Origin of the sequence: Pseudomonas gingeri, assembly GCF_013385425.1 — a bacterium.
Taxonomy (GTDB): domain Bacteria; phylum Pseudomonadota; class Gammaproteobacteria; order Pseudomonadales; family Pseudomonadaceae; genus Aquipseudomonas; species Aquipseudomonas gingeri_D.
This window is the reverse complement of the sequence record NZ_JACAQA010000007.1, coordinates 295,056-317,124: the sequence shown is the minus strand read 5'-3', so window position 1 is coordinate 317,124 and position 22,069 is coordinate 295,056. Positions and strand designations below refer to the sequence as shown.

The window sequence follows — 22,069 nt, the reverse complement described above, 5'->3', positions numbered from 1 at the left end:
CGGGACTCTAGCTGGTCGAAACCCGATGACTCAGAGTGTGAAGGTGGCAAGTTCATCGTCCGCATCGACTTTCGTATCTTCTTCGCCGCCCGAGTCCTTGGCGACCTCGACAGCTCCAAGCATCGTCCGCCAATCGGCACCCGGGTTTTGCTCCAGGATGGCCAACAGATTGATGAATGCTGTGATCGTGGTACGCGGCGTACGGAAGTAGGCTTCCCCCAAGCGCTGATTACAATGCGCCATGAACAGTGGGAGCGCCTCGTCAGGCAGTAAGTACTTTTCAGCATCACCGCCAGCGTATACATGACGAAGCTTCTGAAGCAGCACATAGAAGTCTTCTGGGGTCAGGCTGGTGAGGCGGATGACAGGGCCCGAAAGATCCACGAGCCCGGATTTGGCAAACGAGTTCTCGGCCAGTCGCGATTGCAGGGCAGGGTAGCTGAACAGACCTCGACGAGTGTCCATCAAAAACTCGGGCGTGCCGCCCAATACGAAACCAAGCCCCTCGGACGACCCCTGCAAGGAGTCATTGAGGATACGGAGAATCTGCTCGTAGTTGGCATTACGAGCCTGCGTATTCGCCAGCTTGTAGAGGTTAACCAGTTCGTCAAGGCAGATCATCAGACCTCCGAACCCAGCGAGTCTGACGAATCTGGAAAGCAGCTTAAGCTGATCGTAGACAGAAGCATCATCGATGATGGTTCGCACTCCCAAGGCCGCTCTGGCATCAGTCTTGGTGGTGAACTCGCCACGCAACCAACGAATGGCGTCGGCCTTGAGTTGCTCGTTGCCCTCGTCGAAACCTCGGCAATAGGCTGCAATCACCTCCGCAAAATCATACCCGTTGACCATCTCGGTCAACTCGGCCAAGTGAGTACGGATGACAGTCTCGCTGTCAGTGCCTGCTGCTTTTGCTTCAGTTTTGGCTTGGGAGATGAATTTCTCAACAATGCCTTGCATGGCCCCACCGTCAGGCTTTGTGCGTGTCGACATGTTTTTGGCCAGCTCGGAGTAAAGCGAGCGTGCCTGTCCCCCCGTGGCATGCAGTCTGCGATCAGGGTTCAAATCTGCATGCATGGTCACGAGTTTTCGCTCCATAGCGATGGCTCGAACCAAATTCAGAAAGAACGTCTTTCCTGCACCGTACTCACCAATAACAACCCGGAAGGCTGAGCCACTTTCGACTAAACGACTGACGTCCTTGATCAGTGCGTCGAGTTCGCCCACTCGGCCCACCTGAATCAAGTGTTGGCCGACGCGAGGAACAACGCCAGCGCGTAGCGATTGAATGACCGCGTCGCGATCCTTGGCTCTGATAGTGCTCATAGGGCTAACTCTTCCAGAATGTTTGTATTGATCTCGACGGGGTCATCACCCTCAGTGACTGGCATGTCGAAACGTTCAAAGGCCATGTCGTTGATTTGTTCCAAGGCACCATCGAGCATCAGATCCATGTCGCTGGCGGCGGCTTCAAGTTCGGAACGGCTCCACTCAGGACGTGAGATCAACAAACGAAGGAATGCAGAATGCTCCAAGTCGAGGCCCGCAACGTCTGCCCTTGACTCCGGAGCCGATTCTGTATTTTCAACGGGTTGCTCGGCCTCCTCGATCTGATCATCTGTGAATACCTGGGCAAGAAGGGCGGAGACCTCGGCCGTCTCTCGTTGCAGTTGTGCAATCCGCTCATGATCGAGCACGAAGCCTTGCTTCGCAGTTGCAGAGACCTGTGCGCCAGGTTCGGATTGGGGAGAACTGGTTGCTGGCTTAACGTGCGCCATGCTCGCTCCGGATGCAGCTCCGTGAAGGTCGCTATAAAGCAGCTGACTATCCAGTTGCAACGCCTTATAAACTCGCTCAAGAAGCTTCACCTCTGACGGACTGACGGTGCCATCGGCTTGTGCCAGGTGAGCCAGGAAGCTAGCGATTGTACGCTTTGCTTCGACGCTCAGCGGATCGAGCTTTTTCTTCAAGCTTGCGAGTGTTGGTGGTTGCTGGAGCTGGATTTGCAAATGCGCCTTGAGACGCTTGCGATGGGCAACGCTCAGGTGACTCCATGAGTCGATGTACTGAGCAAGCAGCGTGACCTCCTCATTGGAGGTGTCACCATCGGCAGATGCTACTGCACTGGCCAGATCAAGAGTTACTGATGCTGCGTTATATGCCGCAGAAGCCCGGAGTGAGCCGTCTTCGGGCTGGGTCACGAACAATGCTATTCGGTCTTCAGCTTTGGGTGTCCTGCTGCCGGTTAGCACGTCGGGCTCCATACCGATATGAAGCGACTCCAGAGCGCGTGCAAGCGCGAGTACCTTGTCGCGAGACACAGTACCGGCACTCTTGAACCGGCCCGCGAGTTCACCAAAGCTCATGACAATCAAATCGTCGCCGATCTTGGATTGCAGCTCGTCCAACTCTGTACGGGCCGTCGCGGGCCATAGGGTGACCGGCAGTTGTAGAAGGCCTTCAAGGGCTTCTGCGCTTTCAGGGTTTCGTCCCAAATAACGGCTGTAGGGCTCAAGCTCGCTGGTGCATAGCTCGACAAGCAGTTGCAAGTTTTTACGTGTTCCTGAGGTTGCCGTGACGTCAGGAAGATCACCCAGATTAAGCATGGGTGCCTTTAACACCGCAGATGCCGGGCGGTAGCTGGTCTTAAGCTTGGTCTTGTTCTGCGCCAGGATCAGCCCCTTAGGATGGAGGCTTGCGTATTTGAGCTTGAACAGTGTTGAGAAGACTTCCTTGCAGCGCGTCACGGGGGTGCGTTTACCGATGTTGGGGTCGGCTAGCGCCCATGCCAACGCCCAATCGGCATTCAGTGGACGTTTGTTGGAGGCGTGTTGGCCCAAGCCTATGCGTAGCGGCAGCGGCATTTCGTCGTTGCAAGCAGCAACTATGGGAGGTGGGCTGAGGTAGAGGTTTGGGTCAACAATAGTGTTGCTCAGATAATCCAGAAAGCCCTCTGCATAGCCCCTGAACGACCGATTGTCCCCATAGATATTCAGTAGGCGTTGGATTTCTTCGACTATCAATGGACGCTCTGAATTCGCCTTGGGATCGTTTACGGCATCAACAAATACCCGACGTTCCAATCCATAGAAAAACAAAAAGACGTAACCCGTGTCCGCCATCGGATTACTGCGCCCACTCTCCAGCCATTGTAGATACCCGCGTCGAGCCTCTGGTGTGATGGAGTGAAAACTTGGCCAGTAAGACATCAGCCGTTCTTCAATATCGACGTATGTCCTGGCTATCCGGAGCTTTGGGTTGATCAGCGAGGGCTCTTGCGCGTCGTGTCGGCCACCTAGCGTACTTCCGACATAGAACATACCGCCGGGAAGAGAAAAACCAGAAACAATGACAGCTTCGCCTGCTGGGACCCAGCGAGCATCAGACTTCTGTGAACCTGCACCTGGAATTTTAAAGGAGGTGGTGGGGAGCGAGCCGAGTTGGACGGTATAGAATTCGGAGGTTTCCTCAGCATCCATGTTGCTCGTTGAAACCTCACGCATAGAGAACGTCAGTCCTGTGCCTTGTGGCTGCTGCAGGCGAGTTGTCTCTGAAACTGATGTTGTGATTTGATCGCGCTGTCGCTTTGCGCGATGTGCCAGCAACCATAGAGTCGCGCCGATGCAAGCTATGACACCAATGGCGATCCAGGCATTCTTTGGGATCGTAGCGACTGCACCGAAGGCCAGTGCAAAAAGAATCAGGATGCCGGTGCCACTGGAGTTTTTTGCCTTCTTCCTTGCCATGAGTCATTTCAACCTTGAAAGATGGGTGCTGGCGCAATGGCAGTATCCGACAATTTCGAGGCCTGAGCCATGGGGTAAACAGAGCGAGTGGTCGGAAAAATTAATCATCCCTCAGATGAGTGTCACAACTGCTCACCATGGTTGATATTCAGTTATGACCCACATGGAGACTCGAACTCATTCAAGGTCCTGCCTTGGTTCGCGGATTATTTTGCTAGCCTGAGGCCGTCGACCACTCGTTCCCGCGATGCAGGCTTGATTAAGTTCAGTTCTATTCTTTACGAATCTGTGCGGGGGAGAAGGTGACTGCCATTCTTGTGAGTTGACTGGTGTGTGGGGGAGGTTGGGACGTTTTTTAGGTGGGGACTCATCTCCTGTTGATCCTGCGCAGACACCGCCAGCTTGATGATCGTCCGTCCATTGGCTATGGGGAGAATCCAATAGCCTTGCTTAGAATTACCCATTTTTTGCTCTTGAACCCCCCCAAAAAACAAGTCCAAAATTGAGTCTTTTCCTACTTCGGCAATAAAAGAAAATCCTTAGATTTCAATGGGTAGGACGCCAGATGCGAGTCTCGTTTCCCGCTCCAAATATAGCGCTGTAGACTTCCACTGAATTCTGCAAGCGATTGAAAAAAGGACCTTCGGGTCCTTTTTTCATTCCAGCGAAAACCACCGGAATCCAGTAGCAGCCAACCGATTTAAGTCTTGAATTGAGCCGGTACTCTGGGTTGTACATTCGAGTCCAAAAAGCGGACTCGAACTCGGTCGGTTTGTCGCTGGGAGCGGTATCGGTAGCGAGGTGAGCATCCAGGCCTGACTCTGTTCAGGAGCTCACTATGGCACTTTCAGATACGGCTGTTCGGCAGGCTCGCGCCACGGGCCGCTACTACTGACTGGGCAAGCAAAAGCGCATGCCCCTCGGCCCTTATCCGTAAATTACCCTTAGATAAGCACGTATTTGTGGCAGCCCGCAGACCGTTAGCGATATCGCCAGCCGCCGCCCTTGTTATCCCCATGGGCGGCATCACCGGCTACACCAAAGGCTCTGAATGGTCAGTGCTGGCCTCATCAGAACGTCGTTCCAGAACGCCATGCTCAATTTTTTCAGCTGCCCGGCGCAATGCCGGCAAATAGCGCGCGACCGCCTGCTCGATGGTCATCGCCTTCGCTACATACACCAAATTGAGACAGCCGAGTATCCGTTGTTCTCCGTGAATGGGGACAGCAATCGAGGCGATTCTTTCCTCCTTGTTCCATCCCATGAAGTTTTCGCCATAGCCGCGATGGCGGGTTTTGCGCAGCAGGTTGTCGAGCGCTTCTGCGTCGTGTGCCAAGCGGCTTTCTTCGTCATTGCGGCTGGCGAGTAATTCAATGATTCGCTCACGCTCCACGTCGGGGCAGAACGCCAGGTAAGCAAGCCCCGTGGCGGTCAGCAATACCGGCAGGCGGCGCCCAACCATGGAGCGGTGAAAGGACAAACGACTGAAGCGGTGAGTGGTTTCGCGTACCACCATGGCGTCCACGTCCAGGGTGCACAAGTCAGTCGGCCAAACCACTTCCTGCATCAGCTCGGCAAGCAGCGGAGCGGCCAACCCGCAGATCCATTGTTCGTCGCGAAAACCTTCGCTCAGCTCGCGCACTTTCAGGCTCAGGCGATAGCTATCGTCCGATTCGCTACGGCGCACGTACCCCTCATCCTGCAGTGTTTCGAGCAGGCGCCGAACGGTCGTTCGATGCAGACCGGTGAGCTCGGCCAGCCGTGCTGTACTGGCACCGCCATCGAGGCGATTCAGCGTGTTGAGCAACTGCAGACCTCGGGTCAGGCCACGCACGGTCTTATATTCAGTATCGGATGCAGATGCCATAATTATTAAATAAACCTATATAAATCAATGATGTGCACTTAGTGCTCATGCAGGCTGTTTTTCATTGTAGGACGATAATGGGCATCCCTATACTGGCCCCAATAATTACAAATGCCCTTAAATCGGGAGATTAACCATGAGCCAAGCTTACACCTCTACCGCGGTCAAAAGCCTGTTGGCCAAACGGCATTACAACCTCTGGCGCCGCTAGGCGGGTCGACCTAACCCTCTAAAAAACCAAACAATTCCCCTGTGCATTACGTGCCAAGGGGTGAGGCTCTGCTTGCCTGAAAAACGCTCAGGTCGGCAGTTGCAGCACTGTTTCAAGCGGTGAGAATAATGAAAATATTGGATTCAAACGCTTCAAAAAATGCCTCGTCAACCGACCATTCTGCCCAGGTTGTCGTGATCGGTTCCGGCCCGGTAGGTTTGGCAATTGCCAACTATCTCGGCCAGGTCGGCATCGATGTACTGGTCATTGAGAAGCTCGACAAGTTAATCGACTACCCGCGTGCCATTGGTATCGATGATGAATCCTTGCGCACGATTCAGGCGATCGGGCTGGTCGACCAGGTATTGCCACACACCACGCCTTGGCACGCCATGCGGTTTCTGACCTCCAAGGGGCGTTGCTTTGCCGATATTCAACCGATGACCGATGAGTTCGGCTGGTCGCGGCGCAATGCGTTTATTCAGCCGCAGGTCGATGCCGTGCTGTTCGACGGGCTCAAGCGCTTTGATAACGTGCGGACCTTGTTCTCCCGTGATGTGGACGACCTCAGTCAGGATGCCACCGGCGTGACTTTGCGCATTGACGCGCCCAGTGGCGTCAAAGAAACAGTCCGTGCTGATTACCTGATCGCCTGTGACGGGGGAAACAGCTATATACGCCGTGCTCTGGGCGTGTCTTTCGACGGCAAGACCGCACCGAACCAATGGATTGTTGTCGACATCGCCAACGACCCGTTAGGCACGCCGAATGTCTACCTCTGCTGCGACCCGGTTCGTCCCTATGTTTCCGCTGCGTTGCCCCATGGCGTGCGTCGCTTCGAGTTCATGGTCATGCCCGGAGAGACTGAAGCCGAATTGAGTAAGCCGCAGAACATGCGCCGCCTGCTGGCTAAAGTCCTGCCGGACCCGGATCGAGTTGAGCTGATCCGCAGTCGGGTATACACCCATAACGCGCGCCTGGCCGGCAAGTTCCGCGTCGAGCGTGTCATGTTGGCCGGAGACGCCGCACACATCATGCCGGTGTGGCAAGGGCAGGGTTACAACAGCGGCATGCGTGATGCCTGCAACCTGGCCTGGAAAATGGCCCTGGTGATCAAAGGCCTGGCCAGTGCCGCATTGCTTGATACCTATGAGCAGGAACGTCGCGACCATGCCAAAGCGATGATCGACCTGTCGGTGTTGGCCGGACAGGTGCTCGCACCGCCCAAGCGTTGGCAGGGCACGCTGCGTGATGGCATTTCCTGGTTAATGAACTACTTGCCGCCGGTCAAGCGCTACTTCCTGGAAATGCGTTTTAAACCAATGCCGCAGTACTCCGCTGGCGTCCTGGTGGCCGCCGGTCCAGACATAAAAAACTCGCCGGTGGGGCGCATGTTCATTCAGCCAAAAGTGCTGACCGATGCCGGTCAAGACGTACTGCTGGATGAAGTCATTGGCAGCAACTTTGCGATCATCGCCTGGGGCAGCAATCCCACATGGGGCTTGAGCCCTGCGCAGATCATCTTCTGGCGCAATCTGGGTACCCATTTCATTCAGGTATTGCCAAGCGTCCAACTGCAAGCCAAGCGCGAAGTCAGCGAAGACGTGATCCGCATCGGCGACAGCAGCGGACGTCTCAAGGAATGGTTCGGCCGTTACCCGGCATCTATCGCGGTAGTCCGCCCGGATCGTTTCCTGGCTGGGTTGGCTATCCCGCAAACGCTGGGCAGTGTTTGTGACGCACTGGCCAACGCACTGTCGGCCACGCCGCAAGTGCCCGAAGTCTGCTCCGCGAACAAGGTGGCTTGAGATGAGTGCCTACCTTCACTGCATGTCTCACAGCCCGCTAGTGGGCTTTGTCGACCCGGCGCCTGCGGTATTGGCCGAGGTCGGTTGTAATGTCGATGACGCCCGTGCACGAATCGCCACATTCGATCCTGAGTTGGTCATTTTGTTCGCGCCAGACCATTACAACGGATTTTTCTATGACGTGATGCCGTCGTTCTGCATTGGCATGGCGGCGCAGGCCATCGGTGACTTCGGCACAGCGGCCGGTAGGCTCGCAGTGCCGAAAAAGCTGGCTGAGAGCTGTGCTGCAGCAGTGCTCGAGGCGGGCGTCGATGTTGCCATTTCTTATTGCATGCAGGTCGACCACGGCTTTGCCCAGCCGCTTGAATTGCTGCTGGGTGGTCTCGATCAATGCCCGGTGATTCCTGTGTTCATCAACTCCGTGGCCGTCCCGCTGCCGACCTTCCAGCGCGCCCGTATGCTCGGCGAGGCCATCGGCGGCTTTGCCAGAACGCTGAACAAACGGGTCCTGTTTCTCGGCTCCGGTGGTTTGTCGCACCAGCCGCCCGTACCGGAACTGGCCAAGGTGGACGCGCGCATGGCCGACCGGATGATGGGCAGCGGTCGCAACCTGCCTGCCGATGAACGTGAAGCACGTCAGCAGCGGGTCGTCCTCGCGGCCCAGCGCTTCACTGAGGACCAGAGCTCGCTGCATCCACTCAATCCGGAGTGGGATCAGTGGTTTCTCGACATTCTGGCCGACGGTCGCCTGAGCGAGCTCGATGTCCTGGGTAATGCCGAGCTATCGGCACTTGCCGGCAAATCCGCCCATGAAGTGAAAACCTGGGTGGCAGCTTTCGCCGCGCTCTCGGCGTATGGCCCGTACCAGGCCAGCGACCGCTATTACCGCCCGATACCCGAGTGGATCGCCGGCTTTGGTGCGCTCAGTGCCCAGCCGTCGAGCTGAGTCTTGAGTACACACAACGGCTCGCTGCGTATGTCCAAAGCCTGACCGCAGTGCTCTATAACCTGGATTAAAGGAAGCATGAGATGACCGCAACGACTCACCTACTGACCGAGGCCGCCACGAGCAAGTTCGCCCGCATCACAGAAGGCGAACTTGACCTTCAGCTGCATTACAACGATGCCGGACAGGGCACCGAGACGGTCGTGATGCTGCACGGTTCCGGACCAGGCGCTAGCGGCTGGGCAAACTTCAATCGCAACATCGAATCGCTGACTGAAGCCGGTTATCGCGTGATCCTGATGGACTGCCCAGGCTGGAGCAAGAGCGACCCGATTGTCTGCTCAGGCTCACGTTCTGATCTTAACGCCCGCGCCCTGAAGGGGTTGCTCGACGTGCTCGGCCTGGAGCGCGTCCATATCCTTGGCAACTCGATGGGAGGGCACAGCGCGGTCGCCTTTGCCCTGACCAATCCGCAGCGCGTCGGCAAGCTGGTGCTGATGGGCGGTGGCACGGGCGGCCCAAGTGCGTTCACACCCATGCCGACAGAGGGCATCAAGCTGCTGCAAGGTCTGTATCGCGAACCGACCATTGAAAACCTGAAAAAGATGATGAATGTCTTTATCTATGACGCCGGTAGCTTGACCGAGGAGCTTTTCCAGACCCGCCTCGACAACATGTTGTCGAGGCGCGATCACCTGGAGAACTTCGTCGCGAGCTTGAAAGCCAATCCCAAGCAATTCCCCGACTTCAGTCCGCGCCTCGGCGAAATCTCTGCGCAGACTCTGGTCATTTGGGGCCGTGACGACCGCTTCGTACCTATGGACACGGGGCTGCGTCTGATTGCCGGATTGCCGAACGCGCAACTGCATGTGTTCAGCCGCTGCGGGCATTGGGCGCAGTGGGAGCACGCCGACGCGTTCAACCGCATGGTGCTGGATTTCCTGAGCCACTGAACCCGTTGCGCAATGATTTTCCACGCCTTGCTGACAGGGCGCAGGTCTATGCGGGAGCCGTGTGCAACCCCCCAGGTGAGTGATGAGTGTGACCCAAGAGTCTCTTGAACAAATGGCCCGCGCCTTGCGCCAGGCCGAGGCATGCGGTGAAGCGATTGAGCCGCTGCGTGAACAGATTGGTGAAGGCAACGGCGACGCTGCTTACACCATCCAACGCCTCAACGTCGCCCATGCCGTTGCCAACGGGCGTCGTGTGGTTGGCCGCAAGATCGGCCTGACCAACCCGAAGGTCCAGCGGCAGTTGGGCGTGGATCAGCCGGACTTTGGCACCTTGTTTGCCGACATGTGCTACGGCGACAACCAGGTTGTGCCGGTGAACAGCGTATTGCAGCCGAAGATCGAGGCCGAAATTGCCTTGATCCTCGAACATGATCTGCCCCGTATAGACACCAGCTTTGCCGATGTACTGGCGGCCACAGGGTGGGTACTTCCAGCGCTGGAAATTGTTGGCAGCCGAGTGCAGGGCTGGAACATTCGCTTCGTCGATACCGTCGCCGACAACGCCTCCAGTGGGTGTTTCGTGCTGGGTGGTCCGTCTCGGCGCCTGGAGGGGCTCGACCTGCGTTTGGCGAGCATGCGCATGACCCGCAACGGTGAAGAAGTATCCAGTGGCAGTGGTGCCGAATGCTTGGGTCATCCACTCAATGCGGCGGTCTGGTTGGCCCGCACCATGGCGCGTCTGGGGGAGCCGCTCAAGGCAGGCGACATCATCCTGACTGGCGCCCTTGGCCCCATGGTATCTGTCGGTGCCGGCGACCGTTTCGAGGCGGTGATTGAAGGCATCGGTCAGGTCGCTGTCGAGTTCAGTGCCGCGTGATCGGCGACTTACGTGCATATGAGGTACACATTATGAAAAAACTGAAAGTCGCCATCATCGGTTCCGGCAATATCGGCACCGATTTGATGATCAAAATCCTGCGCAACGCCAAGCACCTGGAAATGGCGGTCATGGTCGGCATCGACCCGACCTCCGATGGCTTGGCCCGCGCCCAGCGCATGGGCGTGGCCATAACCCATGAAGGGGTGCAAGGGCTGACTCGCATGGACGTGTTCAAGGACATCGATTTCGTTTTCGATGCCACCTCGGCCGGCGCCCATGTGAAGAACGACGCGTTCCTGCGTTCGATCAAACCGGGGATCCGCCTGATCGATCTGACCCCGGCGGCCATCGGTCCGTACTGCGTACCGGTGGTCAACTTGGAGCAAAACCTCCACTCGTTGAACGTCAACATGGTCACCTGCGGTGGCCAGGCGACCATTCCGATGGTCGCCGCCGTGTCGCGGGTGGCCAAGGTGCATTACGCTGAGATCGTCGCTTCCATCGCCAGCAAATCGGCGGGTCCTGGCACCCGCGCCAACATCGATGAGTTCACCGAAACCACCTCGAAAGCCATCGAAGTGATCGGCGACGCGAGCAAGGGTAAGGCGATCATCGTGATGAACCCGGCCGAACCACCATTGATGATGCGCGACACGGTGTTTGTGCTGTCCGAAGCCGCCGACCAGGCTGAGATCGAGGCCTCCATCGAAGAGATGGCGGCCGCGGTGCACGCTTATGTGCCGGGCTATCGCCTTAAACAGAAGGTGCAGTTCGACGTCATCCCTGAGTCGGCAGCGCTGAAAATTCCTGGCCTGGGCACGTTCTCCGGGCTGAAGACCTCAATCTTTCTCGAAGTCGAAGGCGCCGCCCACTACCTGCCAGCCTATGCAGGCAACCTCGACATCATGACCTCCGCTGCCTTGGTCACCGCCGAGCGCATGGCGCAGTCGATGTTGAACGCCTAAGGAGAATCACCATGAGTTTCTATCCCGGTAAAAAACTGTACATCTCCGATGTCACCCTGCGCGATGGTAGCCATGCGGTTCGTCATCAGTACTCGATCCAGAACGTCCAGGACATCGCGCGGGCTCTGGACAAGGCCAAGGTCGACAGCATCGAAGTGGCCCATGGCGACGGCCTGCAAGGCTCCAGCTTCAACTACGGCTTTGCTGCCCACACCGACCTGGAGTGGATCGAAGCCGCCGCCGATGTCATCAGCCACGCAAAGATCACCACTCTGTTACTGCCTGGCATCGGCACCGTGCATGACCTGAAAGCCGCCTACAACGCCGGTGCCCGTGTGGTGCGCATCGCCACCCATTGCACCGAAGCGGACGTGTCCAAACAGCACATCGAATATGCCCGTGAACTGGGCATGGACACCGTCGGCTTCCTGATGATGAGCCATATGATCCCGGCCGCGCAGTTGGCCGTGCAGGCCCAGTTGATGGAGAGCTACGGCGCGACCTGCGTGTACATGGCCGACTCTGGCGGTGCCATGAACATGCAGGACATTCGCGACCGCTTCCGTGCGTTCAAGGCAGTGCTCAAGCCCGAAACCGAAACCGGTATGCACGCGCATCACAACCTGTCGCTGGGCGTGGCCAACTCCATTACCGCGGTCGAGGAAGGTTGCGACCGGATTGACGCCAGCCTTGCCGGCATGGGCGCCGGTGCCGGTAACGCGCCGCTGGAAGTGTTCATCGCCGCCGCCGAACGTCTGGGCTGGAACCACGGCACCGACCTCTACACCCTAATGGACGCCGCCGACGACATCGTCCGCCCGTTGCAGGACCGTCCAGTGCGCGTCGACCGCGAGACCCTGGCGCTGGGTTATGCCGGGGTCTACTCAAGCTTCCTGCGCCACGCGGAAATCGCTGCTGCCAGATACGGCCTGAAGACCCTCGACATACTGGTCGAACTGGGGAAACGGCGGATGGTTGGTGGTCAGGAAGACATGATCGTTGATGTGGCGTTGGACTTGCTTAACCGCTGAGAAAAACTGGCTGGCCCGCCCACGTGGTGGGTCAGCCAACCCATACCCTCTATAACAATAAAACGGGTAATAAATGTATGAGACGTTTTCTGACACCGTGCTTTTACAGCGTTTCCACTCCCTCTCTGCGGTGTAACGTGCAGAGGGTTCCCTGCCATGAATAAGGTTCTCACGAAGCGCCAGCTTGAACTGGTATTGACCATTGCCTTGTGCTTTCTGGTGGCGTTGATGGAAGGTTTGGACCTGCAAGCCTCTGGCATCGCCGCCCAGGGCATGGCGGCGGCTTTCAGCCTGGAAAAGATGCACATGGGCTGGGTCTTCAGCGCTGGCATCCTTGGGTTGCTACCGGGGGCCTTTGTCGGCGGCTGGCTGGCCGATCGCGTCGGCCGCAAGCGCGTGCTGATGGGGTCTGTCGCCCTGTTCGGACTGTTCTCTCTGGCGACGGTTTGCGCCTGGGACTTCAGCAGTCTGTTGGCTGCCCGTTGCCTGACCGGTGTAGGCCTGGGCGCCGCGCTACCGAACCTGATTGCACTGACCTCCGAGGTCGCCGGTCCACGCTTGCGTGGCCGCGCGGTCAGCATGATGTACTGTGGTGTACCGCTGGGCGCGGCGCTCGCTGCGACCATTGGCATCGCCGGGTTCTCGGGCGGCTGGCAGGTGGTGTTCTATGTCGGCGGTCTGGTGCCACTGGTAATCGTGCCATTGCTCGGGCTGTATTTGCCTGAATCAGCAGTGTTCCGCCTACGTCAAAGCCAGGCCGAGCAACCGGGGAACGCCGCGCGGGTGAGCGTCTTGCAGGGACTGTTTGGCGACGGTTCGGTGACGGTGACATTGCTGCTGTGGGTCAGCTACTTCTTCACCCTCATGGTGGTCTACATCCTGATTAACTGGCTGCCGAGTTTGCTGGTCGGTCAAGGCTTCACCGGCAAGCAGGCCAGTTGGGTGATGTTTTCCCTGCAGATGGGGGCTGCGGTCGGCACCTTGCTACTCGGCGTCTTGATGGATCGTCTGCCAGCCTGGGCATTAGCAGCGCTGATTTACCTTGGGATCCTCGCTTCGCTGACCGCTCTGGGCGTGTCTAGCCAGATTGAAAGCATGCTGATGGCAGGTTTTGTCGCCGGCTTTTTCGCCACGGGCGGGCAGGGCGTGCTTTATGCCCTTGCACCTCAATTCTATCGCACTGAAGTACGTGCCACCGGCGTGGGCAGTGCCGTGGCGGTGGGGCGTTTGGGGGCAATGAGCGGCCCCTTGGTCGCGGGCCAGATGCTCGCACTGGGCACCGGTACCGCCGGCGTGATGTTGGCCTCTGCGCCAGGCATCGTGATTGCTGCACTAGCAACGTTCTGGCTGTCCGTGCGACGCAAAAAACTACTGTCTGACTGAAGCGTTGAACGCTTCTACTGCGCAGCCTACGGCACGCGGCAGAGCCCCCGTTCGCCTTTTTTAACCTGGTCAACCCTACTGGTTACTGCTTTGCCGTGCCCGTTTTCCGGGGGGGATAGCAGTGCCGGATTCAATTATAAAAAAGAGAAAGGTCGTAAGTCATGAAGAGAACAACACGTATCAACACACGGGGTCTTTTTTACTGCGCAAGCCTGAGCCTGCTGGCGGCGGGACTTGCGTGCAACGTGCAGGCGACTGAAGGGGGAGGGTCCAGCTACCCCATGGGGGCTGAAAACTACCTGACCGGGGCCCTGCCGCCGCCAGGGTTTTACGGAATGGCTTATGCCAGCCACTACGATGCGGACTCACTGCGCGGCAACAACGGGGAAGAACTGCCAGTGGATTTCCGAGTACAGGCCAGTTCGATTGATCCGCGTTTTATCTGGGTGACCGACCGGCAAATACTGGGCGGCTCCCTGGCGTTCCATGCCGTCATGCCGTTGGTTGACCTCAAGGTTGACTTCAATGGGCAGTCGCAACGCAAGCAAGGGTTGGGCGATATGACGTTTGGGTCGGGGCTGGGCTATCGGCTGACCGATAAACTGCACGCCATCGTCGCCCTCGATGTGATTGCCCCGACCGGTGAATATGATCGCCGTGACCTGGCCAATATCGGTCGTAACTACTGGGACTTCCAACCGGTCTTGGCCTTTTCGTATATCGACCCTGTGGGTTTGAATGCTGATGCGAAAATCATGTATGACTTCAATATGAAAAATAACGCGACCGATTACACATCAGGTCAAGAGTTTCATGTGGACTACTCGGTGGGTTGGGGTCTGGGCAACGGTTGGGTAGTCGGTTTGGGCGGCTACGTCTATCAGCAGACCACGGATGACCGGCAATACGGTGAAACCATCGAAGGCAACAAAGGGCACGCACTTGCCATTGGACCTTCAATTAAATACGCCAGCAAAAAAGGCTGGTTCCTGACCGCAAAATGGGAGCAGGAATCCGACGTGCGAAATCGTGCGCAAGGCGATGCCTACTGGTTGAAACTGGGGGTGCCGTTCTGAGAGAGGGTTATCGAAAAGTAGCCAGGAGCGGTCAAGGGATTGATCTCAGCCCCGACTTTTAATCCTGGAGGTCTCCTCCTGTCTGCGCGTAGGCTCAGGCAGGGGGATTACCGCAACGCATCGGGGAATGGATATCCGTGCACCGAGTACATGACTTCAGTAAGGAAGACTCCCGCGCCTGGTCTGCGAAGTGTACCCATCAATAAGCGAGTGCAGGGCGCAGAGCAAGTCGCCAGAAAATTAAATAAGACACTCGATGGAGATCAACCTAAGCTTGGAGCCGCTCTGCAACCTGCTGGATAAAGTCACGCATCCATATCACCGCGGGATCAAAATGATTGCGCGGATGCCAAGCCAATTGCAGGCTAAAACCGGGGCCGACGAAAGGCAGATCGTAGAGCTCTAAATCACCGCCGAATTGAATGAAGTGAATGGCCGGCAATGTACAGACATAGTCACTGCTGCGTAGCAGATTAGGGATCAGTGAGAGTTGCGGTAGCTTCATGACTACCCTGCGCTGGCGCGCCTGATTGGCCAGGTATTCATCCATATAGCCTTGGGCGTTGCCTGATGCGCTGGAAACCAGCAAGTGGTCGAGATTGCAATAGGTATCCAGATCCAGAACAGCGGTACCACGTGGATGGCCCGGACGCTGGGCCATGACAAAGCCTCCTTCATACAGGGTACGGGCCTTCATGCTGCTGGGGATCATCCGATCCAGGTCTATAAGCAAATCCACTTCTCCGCGTTCAAGCTCGGTTGCGATATGGTCAGGCTGTGGTCTATGGATGTTCAGTCGTAATTTGTGCGGACCGAGCGCTTGCAGGCGCGCGACAAGCTTTATGCCCACTGCCAATATTGCATCGTCACTCATGGCGATGTTGAATTCGCGGCTGTCCTTGCAGGGGTTGAAGTCCGGTTGAAAATTGATGACTTTCTCCAGTCCCTTGAGTGCCGCGCTCAAGGGGATAGCCAAGGTTAATGCCAAGGCGGTGGGGGTCATGCCTCGACCACTTTCAGCGGGTAACAGCAAGGGATCGTTGAACAACGTCCGCAGTCGCCCCAATTGCGCGGACATGGCGGGTTGGCTGACGTCCAGTCGTTGGGCTGCGCGGGTCACGTTGCGTTCCTGCAGCAGTATCTCCAGAGAGACCAGCAGATTCAAATCGACCTGGGACAAATCCATACACACTCCTACGCAGCATCAAAGAAGCAACTGTCACCGGCGGCTTTGCGCAATGGCTGCTTCAATTTATTTGTCAGGATTATACGTCAAATAACTGTCATTTATTTGATCTATTGCTGTCTGTGGATTACTTTTGCTGCGTCAGTCAGGTTTCAGTGCGTGCCATTCAGAGCGGAAGGCTCTGCTATCAACGTTTAATTTGATAACGGCTTAGATAGAGATCTAATAAATTGTCGTCGAACATCTTCGAACATAGCTTGCGAATATCGTGGGGCGTGCTGGTGCGTCTAACTGTTTTAGCGACTCCCCACCTTCAGGAAAGCTGATAAATGCACCATAAAATTATTGTTGGTAGTTGCTTTTTGATTGGCTGCTTCAGTGCTAGCGCTTATGCCGATGAAGAAATGTTTTCTTCAGCCTCCCAATGGATGACCGGCGACTGGGGTGGTCTTCGCACCGCGCTACTTGATAAGGGCTACGACGTCCAACTCAGTTATCAGTCAGAAAGCGCCGCCAACCTCAGTGGTGGCTACGATCACGATCATACGGCACGTTATACCGACCAGTTCAATATCGGAGGCGCCCTTGATCTACAGAAAATCCTGGGTTTGCCCGCCGCGAATCTGCAACTGCAGGTCACTGAACGCAGTGGTCGGGACCTGACCAATGATCGTTTGGCAGACTCACGTACCGGCACGATTGGCTCCTCCGTGCAAGAAAACTACGGACGCGGCCAGACATGGCGGATCACGGTTTTGGCCTATCAGCAGAAGTTCTTCGACGATGTGCTCGATATCAAGGCCGGTCGCTTGCCGATAGGCAGTGATTTTGACTCGACTGGCTGTGTGTTCCAAAACAACTCGATGTGTGGTGGGTTGGTCGGTCACGCATCTACTGTGTGGTTCAACTCGCCGGTCGGTCAGTGGGGTGGACGGATCAAGGTCAATGTAACGCCTCAGGTGTATGCCCAAGTGGGTGCGTACGAGTACAACCCAACGCTGCTGGATAGCAACAATGGCTTTAAGTTGAACACCTCGGGTCGGCAAGGCACGACCTATGTCGGGGAACTGGGCTGGACACCTTCGCTGGGCGCGGAAGGGATGGCAGGCAAGTATATGGTTGGTGGGTATTGGAACTCAGCCGATGCAAACGATGTGCTCAAGGATGACAACGGTGTCGACAAGCAACTCTCTGGTTATCCTGCTGATGTACATGATGGTCGTTATGGCTGGTACGCCTACGCACGCCAGCAAGTCACGACGGTCGACGGTGATGCCAAACGTGGTTTGAGTCTGTTCGCGCACTACTCGGGGTACGACAAGGACACTAGCACGCTTGACTGGCAGGCTCAGGTGGGGGCTATTTATGCGGGGCCGTTTGATGCACGCCCTCAGGATTCTCTCGCTTTTGGCCTCAGTGAGCTGCATGTCAATCCGGCACTGACAAAGAACCAACGTTTGTATGATCAGGCCAACAATCTCATCGACTATGCTAACCCGGCCTATCGGCCAATCCAGCATGCGGAATATGCGGCCGAAATTCACTACGACTTCAAACTGACGAACTGGCTCATGGTGCGGCCTAATCTGCAATACCTGGCCAACCCAGGCGGCGTGTACGAGGTGGACAATGCCTTCGTTGCCGGGTTGACCGTCAACACCGTTTTCTAAAAGGTCGCATCCCCAACCGAATTGGGGCGCTTATGCCCCGTCAATGACCTGTTATCGCAGGATAAAGACATGAGTAGCCTGAACACGACTAAACGCTCCAACGCGATGAGGCCCACTCGGCGGACATTGCTCAAGAGCCTGGTGACTGCCTACACCGCCTCGTTGATTCCGTGGGCGTTGGCCGAACCTGTAGACAGCGCCGACCAAGGTGCGTTTGTCGCCATGTCGGCGATCATTGCCGGGCGCCAGACCCTCGACAGTGAGCTGGCGAAAAACCTGTACCGGGCACTGCTTGCCGACGATCCAAACTTCGCCAGCGCTGTCATGGACCTGCTGGCGCTGGTCAACGAACGCAAGAGCGACCCGCTGGCATTGCAAAAAATGCTTGATGACGAAAGGTCGCCATTGGCACCTGTTCCGCGAAAAATCGCCACTGCCTGGTTTATGGGCGTCGTGGGCAGTGGTGAGCATGCGCGCTGTCTTGCCTACGAAAATGCCCTGAACGCCATAATTGTCGCCGATGTGCTCAAGCCGCCGACCTATGCCTATGGTCCTTATGGCAGCTGGGCAAAAAACCCCAATGAAGAGGTGCAAAATGTCTGACCAGCTATCGGCTGATATTGTTGTTATCGGCTCGGGAATCTGTGGATCGCTGGCGGCGTTGAAACTGGTGAAACAGGGCGTATCTGTTCTGATTCTCGAAGCAGGTGGGCCGATCGAGCGCGGACGGATTGTCGCGGCGTTCCGCAATTCCACGCGCAAGAGTGATTGGATGTCACCTTATACCTGCTCGGAATGGGCACCACACCCAGTCTATAAACCCGTCGATAACGGCTATCTGGTGCAGGCCGGGCCCTATCCGTATCCGGCGGAATACATTCGTGGCGTCGGGGGCACCACTTGGCACTGGGCTGCTCAGGCCTGGCGTTTGGTACCGGGCGATATGCGCATCCACAGCTTGTATGGCGTGGGTGTCGACTGGCCGCTGACGTATGAGGAGCTTGATCCTTTCTATCAGGAAGCGGAAGAAATCTGGGGCGTTTCGGGCGCGGAAAATACCGGCTCGCCGCGCAGCAAGCCATTTCCAATGGACCCCGTCACCGAGCCTTACGCCATGCGCCGCATCCGTGAGCGGCTTGCCCCGACTTACGCAGTGGTAGGGAATACAACCGCGCGTAACAGTCGCAGCTACGCCGGGCGACCCGCCTGTTGTGGCAATAACAGTTGCCAGCCGATTTGCCCGATTGATGCGCAATACCACGGTGGTATCGCGATTCAATCAGCGGTGGATGCAGGTGTCAGATTGCAGATCAATGCAGTGGTCTACCGTATCGAGCACGACGATAAGGGGCGCATTGTCGCGGCCCACTATTTCGACCCGGATAAAAAGTCCCATCGGGTCACTGGAAAGACCTTCATCCTCGCCGCCAATGGCATCGAGAGTCCCAAGCTTTTGCTGCTGTCTGCCAGCGACAAATACCCCAATGGTCTGGCCAATAGTTCTGGCATGGTTGGGCGCAATCTGATGGACCATCCCAGCACCTCGGTCACCTTTGATGCCGATGAGGCGTTGTGGTTGGGCCGCGGGCCACAAAGCCCCAGCTCGATCAACACGATGCGCGACGGAGCCTTTCGCAAAGAGCACGCGCCTTACCGCCTGGACTTCACCAATATTTCGCGAGTCAACGGCGCAACCGATTCATTGCTCGCCAGCGGTGTCTACGGTCCGGAATTCGAGAAGCAACTGCGTCACCGTGCCGCGTTCGAAATGAGCCTCAAGGACGTTCTGGAAGTGTTGCCCAACCCGGAAAATCGCATCACCCTCAGCTCGCAGAAAGATGCATTGGGCATTCCAAAACCACAGGCGCATTACGCCATCGATGATTATACCCGGCGTGGCGCGCAGGCCTCGCACAGGGATTTCGCGCGCATCGTCGAACTCATGGGCGGTACCAATGTGCGCTACAGCGCTGAGGGCAATTTCGCCAATAACCAGCACATCACCGGCACCATGCGCATGGGGGAAGACCCGAAAACGTCCGTGTGCGATAGCTTCGGCCGGACCCACGATCATGAAAACCTGTTTATTTGCAGCACCGGCGTCATGCCGACAGCAGCGACCATGAACTCGACATTGACGGGTGTCGCCCTGGCACTACGTACCGCACATCACATACTGCCCGATCGCATCATCGCTCGCGTTTCGCCCTTGGGTTCATCGATCGAACAAGTGCGAGGCTGACCTTCAATGAATTGGAAAAAATGCCTCATTAGCCACCTGGTTATCATGGCCACCAGCATGGTCACCCTGCAAGCCGGCGCTTCGACACCTGATAACGAGCTGATACAGCGCGGCAAGTACCTTTCGACTGCTGGCGATTGTGTAGCCTGCCACAGCGCGCCTGGAGGCAAGCCGTTTGCCGGTGGGTTGAAGTTGCCAACACCCATCGGTGAGATCATCGCCACCAACATCACCCCATCAAAAGCCGCCGGGATCGGCAACTACACACTGGAGCAATTCAGTGATGCGTTGCGCAAGGGCATTCGCGCCGATGGCAAGCATCTGTACCCGGCCATGCCTTATACCTCCTACGCCAAGATCAGCGATGACGATATCAAGGCGATGTACGCCTATTTCATGAGCGATATCGTTGCCGTTGACACGCCCGTCAAGCCGACCCAGTTGCCATTTCCGTTCAACATTCGCTTATCGATGGCTGGCTGGAATCTACTGTTCCTCGATAGCCAGCCCTACAAGACCGACCCTGCGCAAAGTACTGAATGGAATAGAGGCGCCTACCTGACTCAAGGCCTGACCCACTGCAGCGCCTGCCATTCGCCACGCAACCTGATGATGGCCGAGGTTACCTCTAAGCCGCTGGCCGGCGGTGAAGTCGGGACGTGGCACGCGCCCAACATTACATCTGATCCCAATAGCGGCGTGGGGGGGTGGGATACCGATGAGCTGGTCAAATACCTGAAGACTGGCGAGAGCCTGGGTAAGGGGCAAGCGGCTGGGCCGATGGCCGAAGCGGTCGACAATAGCCTGCAGCACCTCACCGACTCCGATCTGAAAGCTATCGCGGTCTATATCAAGAGTGTGCCTGGGCAGCGTGAGGCTGCGGACAGTAAGCCGGTCTATGCCCTGGGTCAGAAAACCGATGAATTGAGCAGCCTGCGTGGCGTTGCCTTGCCTGCAGACCCGAACAAGATGACGGGTGCACAAATTTACGATGGTTATTGCGCTACTTGCCACCAGGCCCAGGCCCAGGGCAGTTTCGACGGCGGCTTGCCTTCCTTGTCGCATAACACGACGGTCGGGCGCAGCAATACGCAAAACCTGGTGATGGTCATCCTCGACGGGGTTCATCGTAAAGGCGATGGGTCGGATGTCAGGATGCCTGGTTTCGCCAGGGTGTTGACTGACCCGCAGATCGCGACGCTGGCCAATTACCTGAGCAAACACTACGGCAACCCTGATGTCAGTGTGAGCATGGGGCAGGTCGCGCAACAACGTGCCGGGGGGGCGAAGTCCCATTTGGCGGCTTTGGCACAGGGGGCCATCGCGGTGGGTGTTGTTGTCTTTCTCGCACTGGTTTTCTGGCTGATCCGCCGTCGACGTCGTACTTCATAAGAGGGGGGCTTATAGCCTCGAAGAGGGCGAAGTAGTGTACGTGAGGGGCCTGGTCGAGCCGGGAATGAACTCACTGATGCAATATGAAAGTCGCCAGGGTTTGCAGGTCGCTCGGGCTCAACTGTGCGAAAGGTGGCATCGGGATATTCCCCCATTTACCGGTGCCGCCGTGCTCAATGCTGGAGATTACCTTGGCCAGTGCCTGTGGGTCATTGGCATACTTGGCCGCCACATCCTGATACGCCGGGCCCACGACCTTGTGATCAACCGCGTGACAAGACAGGCAGGAGTTGCTCTGGAGCAGGGCCATGGCGTCGACTTTGGCTGCAGGCGCGGCTGGGGTCTGGCTCGCCGATGGCGTTGAAGCGGCCTGCACATCGGCGTCGTTCGCATCGGCACTACCATAGGTGACCGCAAGATAGGCGCCGATCATATTCACGTCCAGATCGCTGATCGGAGCACCGTACACGTGCTGCATCTTGCTGGCTTCGCCAGTCCACTGTGCCAGGCTGAGGCCAGGAGGCTGGAAGTTGATGTAATCAGCGGAATGGCAGGTGGAGCACTTCTGCTGAGCCAACGGGTAGCCGGGCAGGGCGCTGGGTTTGAGCACGGCCGTTTCGGGCGGCAAGGTGATCGCGAGTGGCGCTGCGCTAGCCATGGCGGCCAAACAAACCTGAGCGGCACACAGTAAGGTGGTCATGGGTTTCATGCGG

Annotated in this window: 17 protein-coding genes; 12 read left to right on the top strand and 5 right to left on the bottom strand. The window is 57.1% G+C overall.

The annotated features are described in order from the left end of the window. Nucleotides 1-30: 30 nt before the first annotated feature. From HX830_RS13415 to HX830_RS13405, 3 genes are all read right to left on the bottom strand, one after another. On the bottom strand, nt 31-1,326 hold the full coding sequence (locus HX830_RS13415; RefSeq protein WP_177100682.1) for an ATP-binding protein: 1,296 nt from the start codon (nt 1,324-1,326) through the stop codon (nt 31-33). Next, nucleotides 1,323-3,746, bottom strand: coding sequence for a TerB N-terminal domain-containing protein (locus tag HX830_RS13410; RefSeq protein ID WP_177100680.1), 2,424 nt, complete (start codon nt 3,744-3,746; stop codon nt 1,323-1,325). Before HX830_RS13410 ends, HX830_RS13415 begins: the two co-directional genes overlap by 4 nt. A gap of 1,033 nt (nt 3,747-4,779) precedes the next feature. Next, the gene (locus tag HX830_RS13405; RefSeq protein ID WP_177100678.1) at nt 4,780-5,613 is read right to left on the bottom strand and encodes a DNA-binding transcriptional regulator; all 834 of its coding nucleotides are present in this window, start codon (nt 5,611-5,613) and stop codon (nt 4,780-4,782) included. 339 nt (nt 5,614-5,952) lie between these two features. Here HX830_RS13405 and HX830_RS13400 point away from each other — a divergent pair, with 339 nt between their 5' ends. The 8 genes from HX830_RS13400 to HX830_RS13365 all read left to right on the top strand — a co-directional run bounded on the left by HX830_RS13400 (nt 5,953) and on the right by HX830_RS13365 (nt 14,866). Continuing rightward, nucleotides 5,953-7,632: a bifunctional 3-(3-hydroxy-phenyl)propionate/3-hydroxycinnamic acid hydroxylase gene (locus HX830_RS13400; protein WP_177100677.1), complete on the top strand. Its 1,680-nt coding sequence runs from the start codon at nt 5,953-5,955 to the stop codon at nt 7,630-7,632. A 1-nt stretch (nt 7,633) separates the two neighbouring features. Then, on the top strand, nt 7,634-8,578 hold the full coding sequence (gene mhpB, locus HX830_RS13395; protein WP_177100675.1) for a 3-carboxyethylcatechol 2,3-dioxygenase: 945 nt from the start codon (nt 7,634-7,636) through the stop codon (nt 8,576-8,578). Nucleotides 8,579-8,661: 83 nt separating this feature from the next. Further along, nucleotides 8,662-9,531: an alpha/beta fold hydrolase gene (locus tag HX830_RS13390; protein ID WP_177100673.1), complete on the top strand. Its 870-nt coding sequence runs from the start codon at nt 8,662-8,664 to the stop codon at nt 9,529-9,531. A gap of 82 nt (nt 9,532-9,613) precedes the next feature. After that, entirely contained in the window at nt 9,614-10,408 is a 795-nt protein-coding gene (mhpD, locus tag HX830_RS13385; RefSeq protein ID WP_177100671.1) for a 2-keto-4-pentenoate hydratase, read from the top strand. Nucleotides 10,409-10,440: 32 nt separating this feature from the next. Further along, nucleotides 10,441-11,376 (top strand): acetaldehyde dehydrogenase (acetylating), encoded by a 936-nt coding sequence (locus HX830_RS13380; RefSeq protein ID WP_177100669.1) that lies wholly within the window; start codon nt 10,441-10,443, stop codon nt 11,374-11,376. A gap of 11 nt (nt 11,377-11,387) precedes the next feature. Then, the gene (gene dmpG, locus HX830_RS13375) at nt 11,388-12,407 is read left to right on the top strand and encodes a 4-hydroxy-2-oxovalerate aldolase (RefSeq protein ID WP_177100667.1); all 1,020 of its coding nucleotides are present in this window, start codon (nt 11,388-11,390) and stop codon (nt 12,405-12,407) included. Between the two features lie 156 nt (nt 12,408-12,563). Beyond that, nucleotides 12,564-13,790: a 3-(3-hydroxy-phenyl)propionate transporter MhpT gene (gene mhpT, locus HX830_RS13370; RefSeq protein WP_177100665.1), complete on the top strand. Its 1,227-nt coding sequence runs from the start codon at nt 12,564-12,566 to the stop codon at nt 13,788-13,790. Between the two features lie 161 nt (nt 13,791-13,951). Further along, entirely contained in the window at nt 13,952-14,866 is a 915-nt protein-coding gene (locus tag HX830_RS13365; RefSeq protein ID WP_177100663.1) for a SphA family protein, read from the top strand. A 268-nt stretch (nt 14,867-15,134) separates the two neighbouring features. Here HX830_RS13365 and HX830_RS13360 read toward each other — a convergent pair whose 3' ends face one another. Next, nucleotides 15,135-16,052, bottom strand: a complete 918-nt coding sequence (locus HX830_RS13360; RefSeq protein WP_177100661.1) for a LysR family transcriptional regulator — start codon at nt 16,050-16,052, stop codon at nt 15,135-15,137. 329 nt (nt 16,053-16,381) lie between these two features. Between HX830_RS13360 and HX830_RS13355 the strand changes: the two genes are divergently transcribed. The 4 genes from HX830_RS13355 (at nt 16,382) to HX830_RS13340 (ending at nt 21,356) form a co-directional block, all read left to right on the top strand. Beyond that, nucleotides 16,382-17,722 carry a carbohydrate porin gene (locus HX830_RS13355; RefSeq protein WP_177100659.1) on the top strand — a complete coding sequence of 447 codons (1,341 nt, stop codon included), beginning with the start codon at nt 16,382-16,384 and terminating at the stop codon, nt 17,720-17,722. Nucleotides 17,723-17,791: 69 nt separating this feature from the next. Beyond that, a complete protein-coding gene (locus HX830_RS13350; protein WP_256350497.1) occupies nt 17,792-18,325 on the top strand; it encodes a sorbitol dehydrogenase family protein in 534 nt (177 codons plus the stop codon). Then, entirely contained in the window at nt 18,318-19,964 is a 1,647-nt protein-coding gene (locus HX830_RS13345; RefSeq protein WP_177100657.1) for a GMC family oxidoreductase, read from the top strand. Before HX830_RS13350 ends, HX830_RS13345 begins: the two co-directional genes overlap by 8 nt. A 6-nt stretch (nt 19,965-19,970) precedes the next feature. Then, on the top strand, nt 19,971-21,356 hold the full coding sequence (locus tag HX830_RS13340) for a cytochrome c (protein WP_177100655.1): 1,386 nt from the start codon (nt 19,971-19,973) through the stop codon (nt 21,354-21,356). 70 nt (nt 21,357-21,426) lie between these two features. On the opposite strand, the gene sorB is transcribed toward HX830_RS13340, so the two are convergent. Beyond that, the gene (gene sorB, locus HX830_RS13335; RefSeq protein WP_177100653.1) at nt 21,427-22,065 is read right to left on the bottom strand and encodes a SorB family sulfite dehydrogenase c-type cytochrome subunit; all 639 of its coding nucleotides are present in this window, start codon (nt 22,063-22,065) and stop codon (nt 21,427-21,429) included. Nucleotides 22,066-22,069: the final 4 nt, after the last annotated feature.

Bases quoted from the DNA above. Each gene is read 5' to 3' on its own strand.
- mhpT (WP_177100665.1), top strand. From the start codon at position 12,564: ATGAATAAGGTTCTCACGAAGCGCCAGCTTGAACTGGTATTGACCATT.
- HX830_RS13405 (WP_177100678.1), bottom strand. From the start codon at position 5,613: ATGGCATCTGCATCCGATACTGAATATAAGACCGTGCGTGGCCTGACC.
- HX830_RS13380 (WP_177100669.1), top strand. From the start codon at position 10,441: ATGAAAAAACTGAAAGTCGCCATCATCGGTTCCGGCAATATCGGCACC.
- HX830_RS13360 (WP_177100661.1), bottom strand. From the start codon at position 16,052: ATGGATTTGTCCCAGGTCGATTTGAATCTGCTGGTCTCTCTGGAGATA.
- mhpD (WP_177100671.1), top strand. From the start codon at position 9,614: ATGAGTGTGACCCAAGAGTCTCTTGAACAAATGGCCCGCGCCTTGCGC.
- dmpG (WP_177100667.1), top strand. From the start codon at position 11,388: ATGAGTTTCTATCCCGGTAAAAAACTGTACATCTCCGATGTCACCCTG.
- HX830_RS13350 (WP_256350497.1), top strand. From the start codon at position 17,792: ATGAGTAGCCTGAACACGACTAAACGCTCCAACGCGATGAGGCCCACT.
- HX830_RS13355 (WP_177100659.1), top strand. From the start codon at position 16,382: ATGCACCATAAAATTATTGTTGGTAGTTGCTTTTTGATTGGCTGCTTC.
- HX830_RS13400 (WP_177100677.1), top strand. From the start codon at position 5,953: ATGAAAATATTGGATTCAAACGCTTCAAAAAATGCCTCGTCAACCGAC.
- HX830_RS13410 (WP_177100680.1), bottom strand. From the start codon at position 3,746: ATGGCAAGGAAGAAGGCAAAAAACTCCAGTGGCACCGGCATCCTGATT.
- HX830_RS13340 (WP_177100655.1), top strand. From the start codon at position 19,971: ATGAATTGGAAAAAATGCCTCATTAGCCACCTGGTTATCATGGCCACC.
- HX830_RS13365 (WP_177100663.1), top strand. From the start codon at position 13,952: ATGAAGAGAACAACACGTATCAACACACGGGGTCTTTTTTACTGCGCA.
- HX830_RS13415 (WP_177100682.1), bottom strand. From the start codon at position 1,326: ATGAGCACTATCAGAGCCAAGGATCGCGACGCGGTCATTCAATCGCTA.
- mhpB (WP_177100675.1), top strand. From the start codon at position 7,634: ATGAGTGCCTACCTTCACTGCATGTCTCACAGCCCGCTAGTGGGCTTT.
- sorB (WP_177100653.1), bottom strand. From the start codon at position 22,065: ATGAAACCCATGACCACCTTACTGTGTGCCGCTCAGGTTTGTTTGGCC.
- HX830_RS13390 (WP_177100673.1), top strand. From the start codon at position 8,662: ATGACCGCAACGACTCACCTACTGACCGAGGCCGCCACGAGCAAGTTC.
- HX830_RS13345 (WP_177100657.1), top strand. From the start codon at position 18,318: ATGTCTGACCAGCTATCGGCTGATATTGTTGTTATCGGCTCGGGAATC.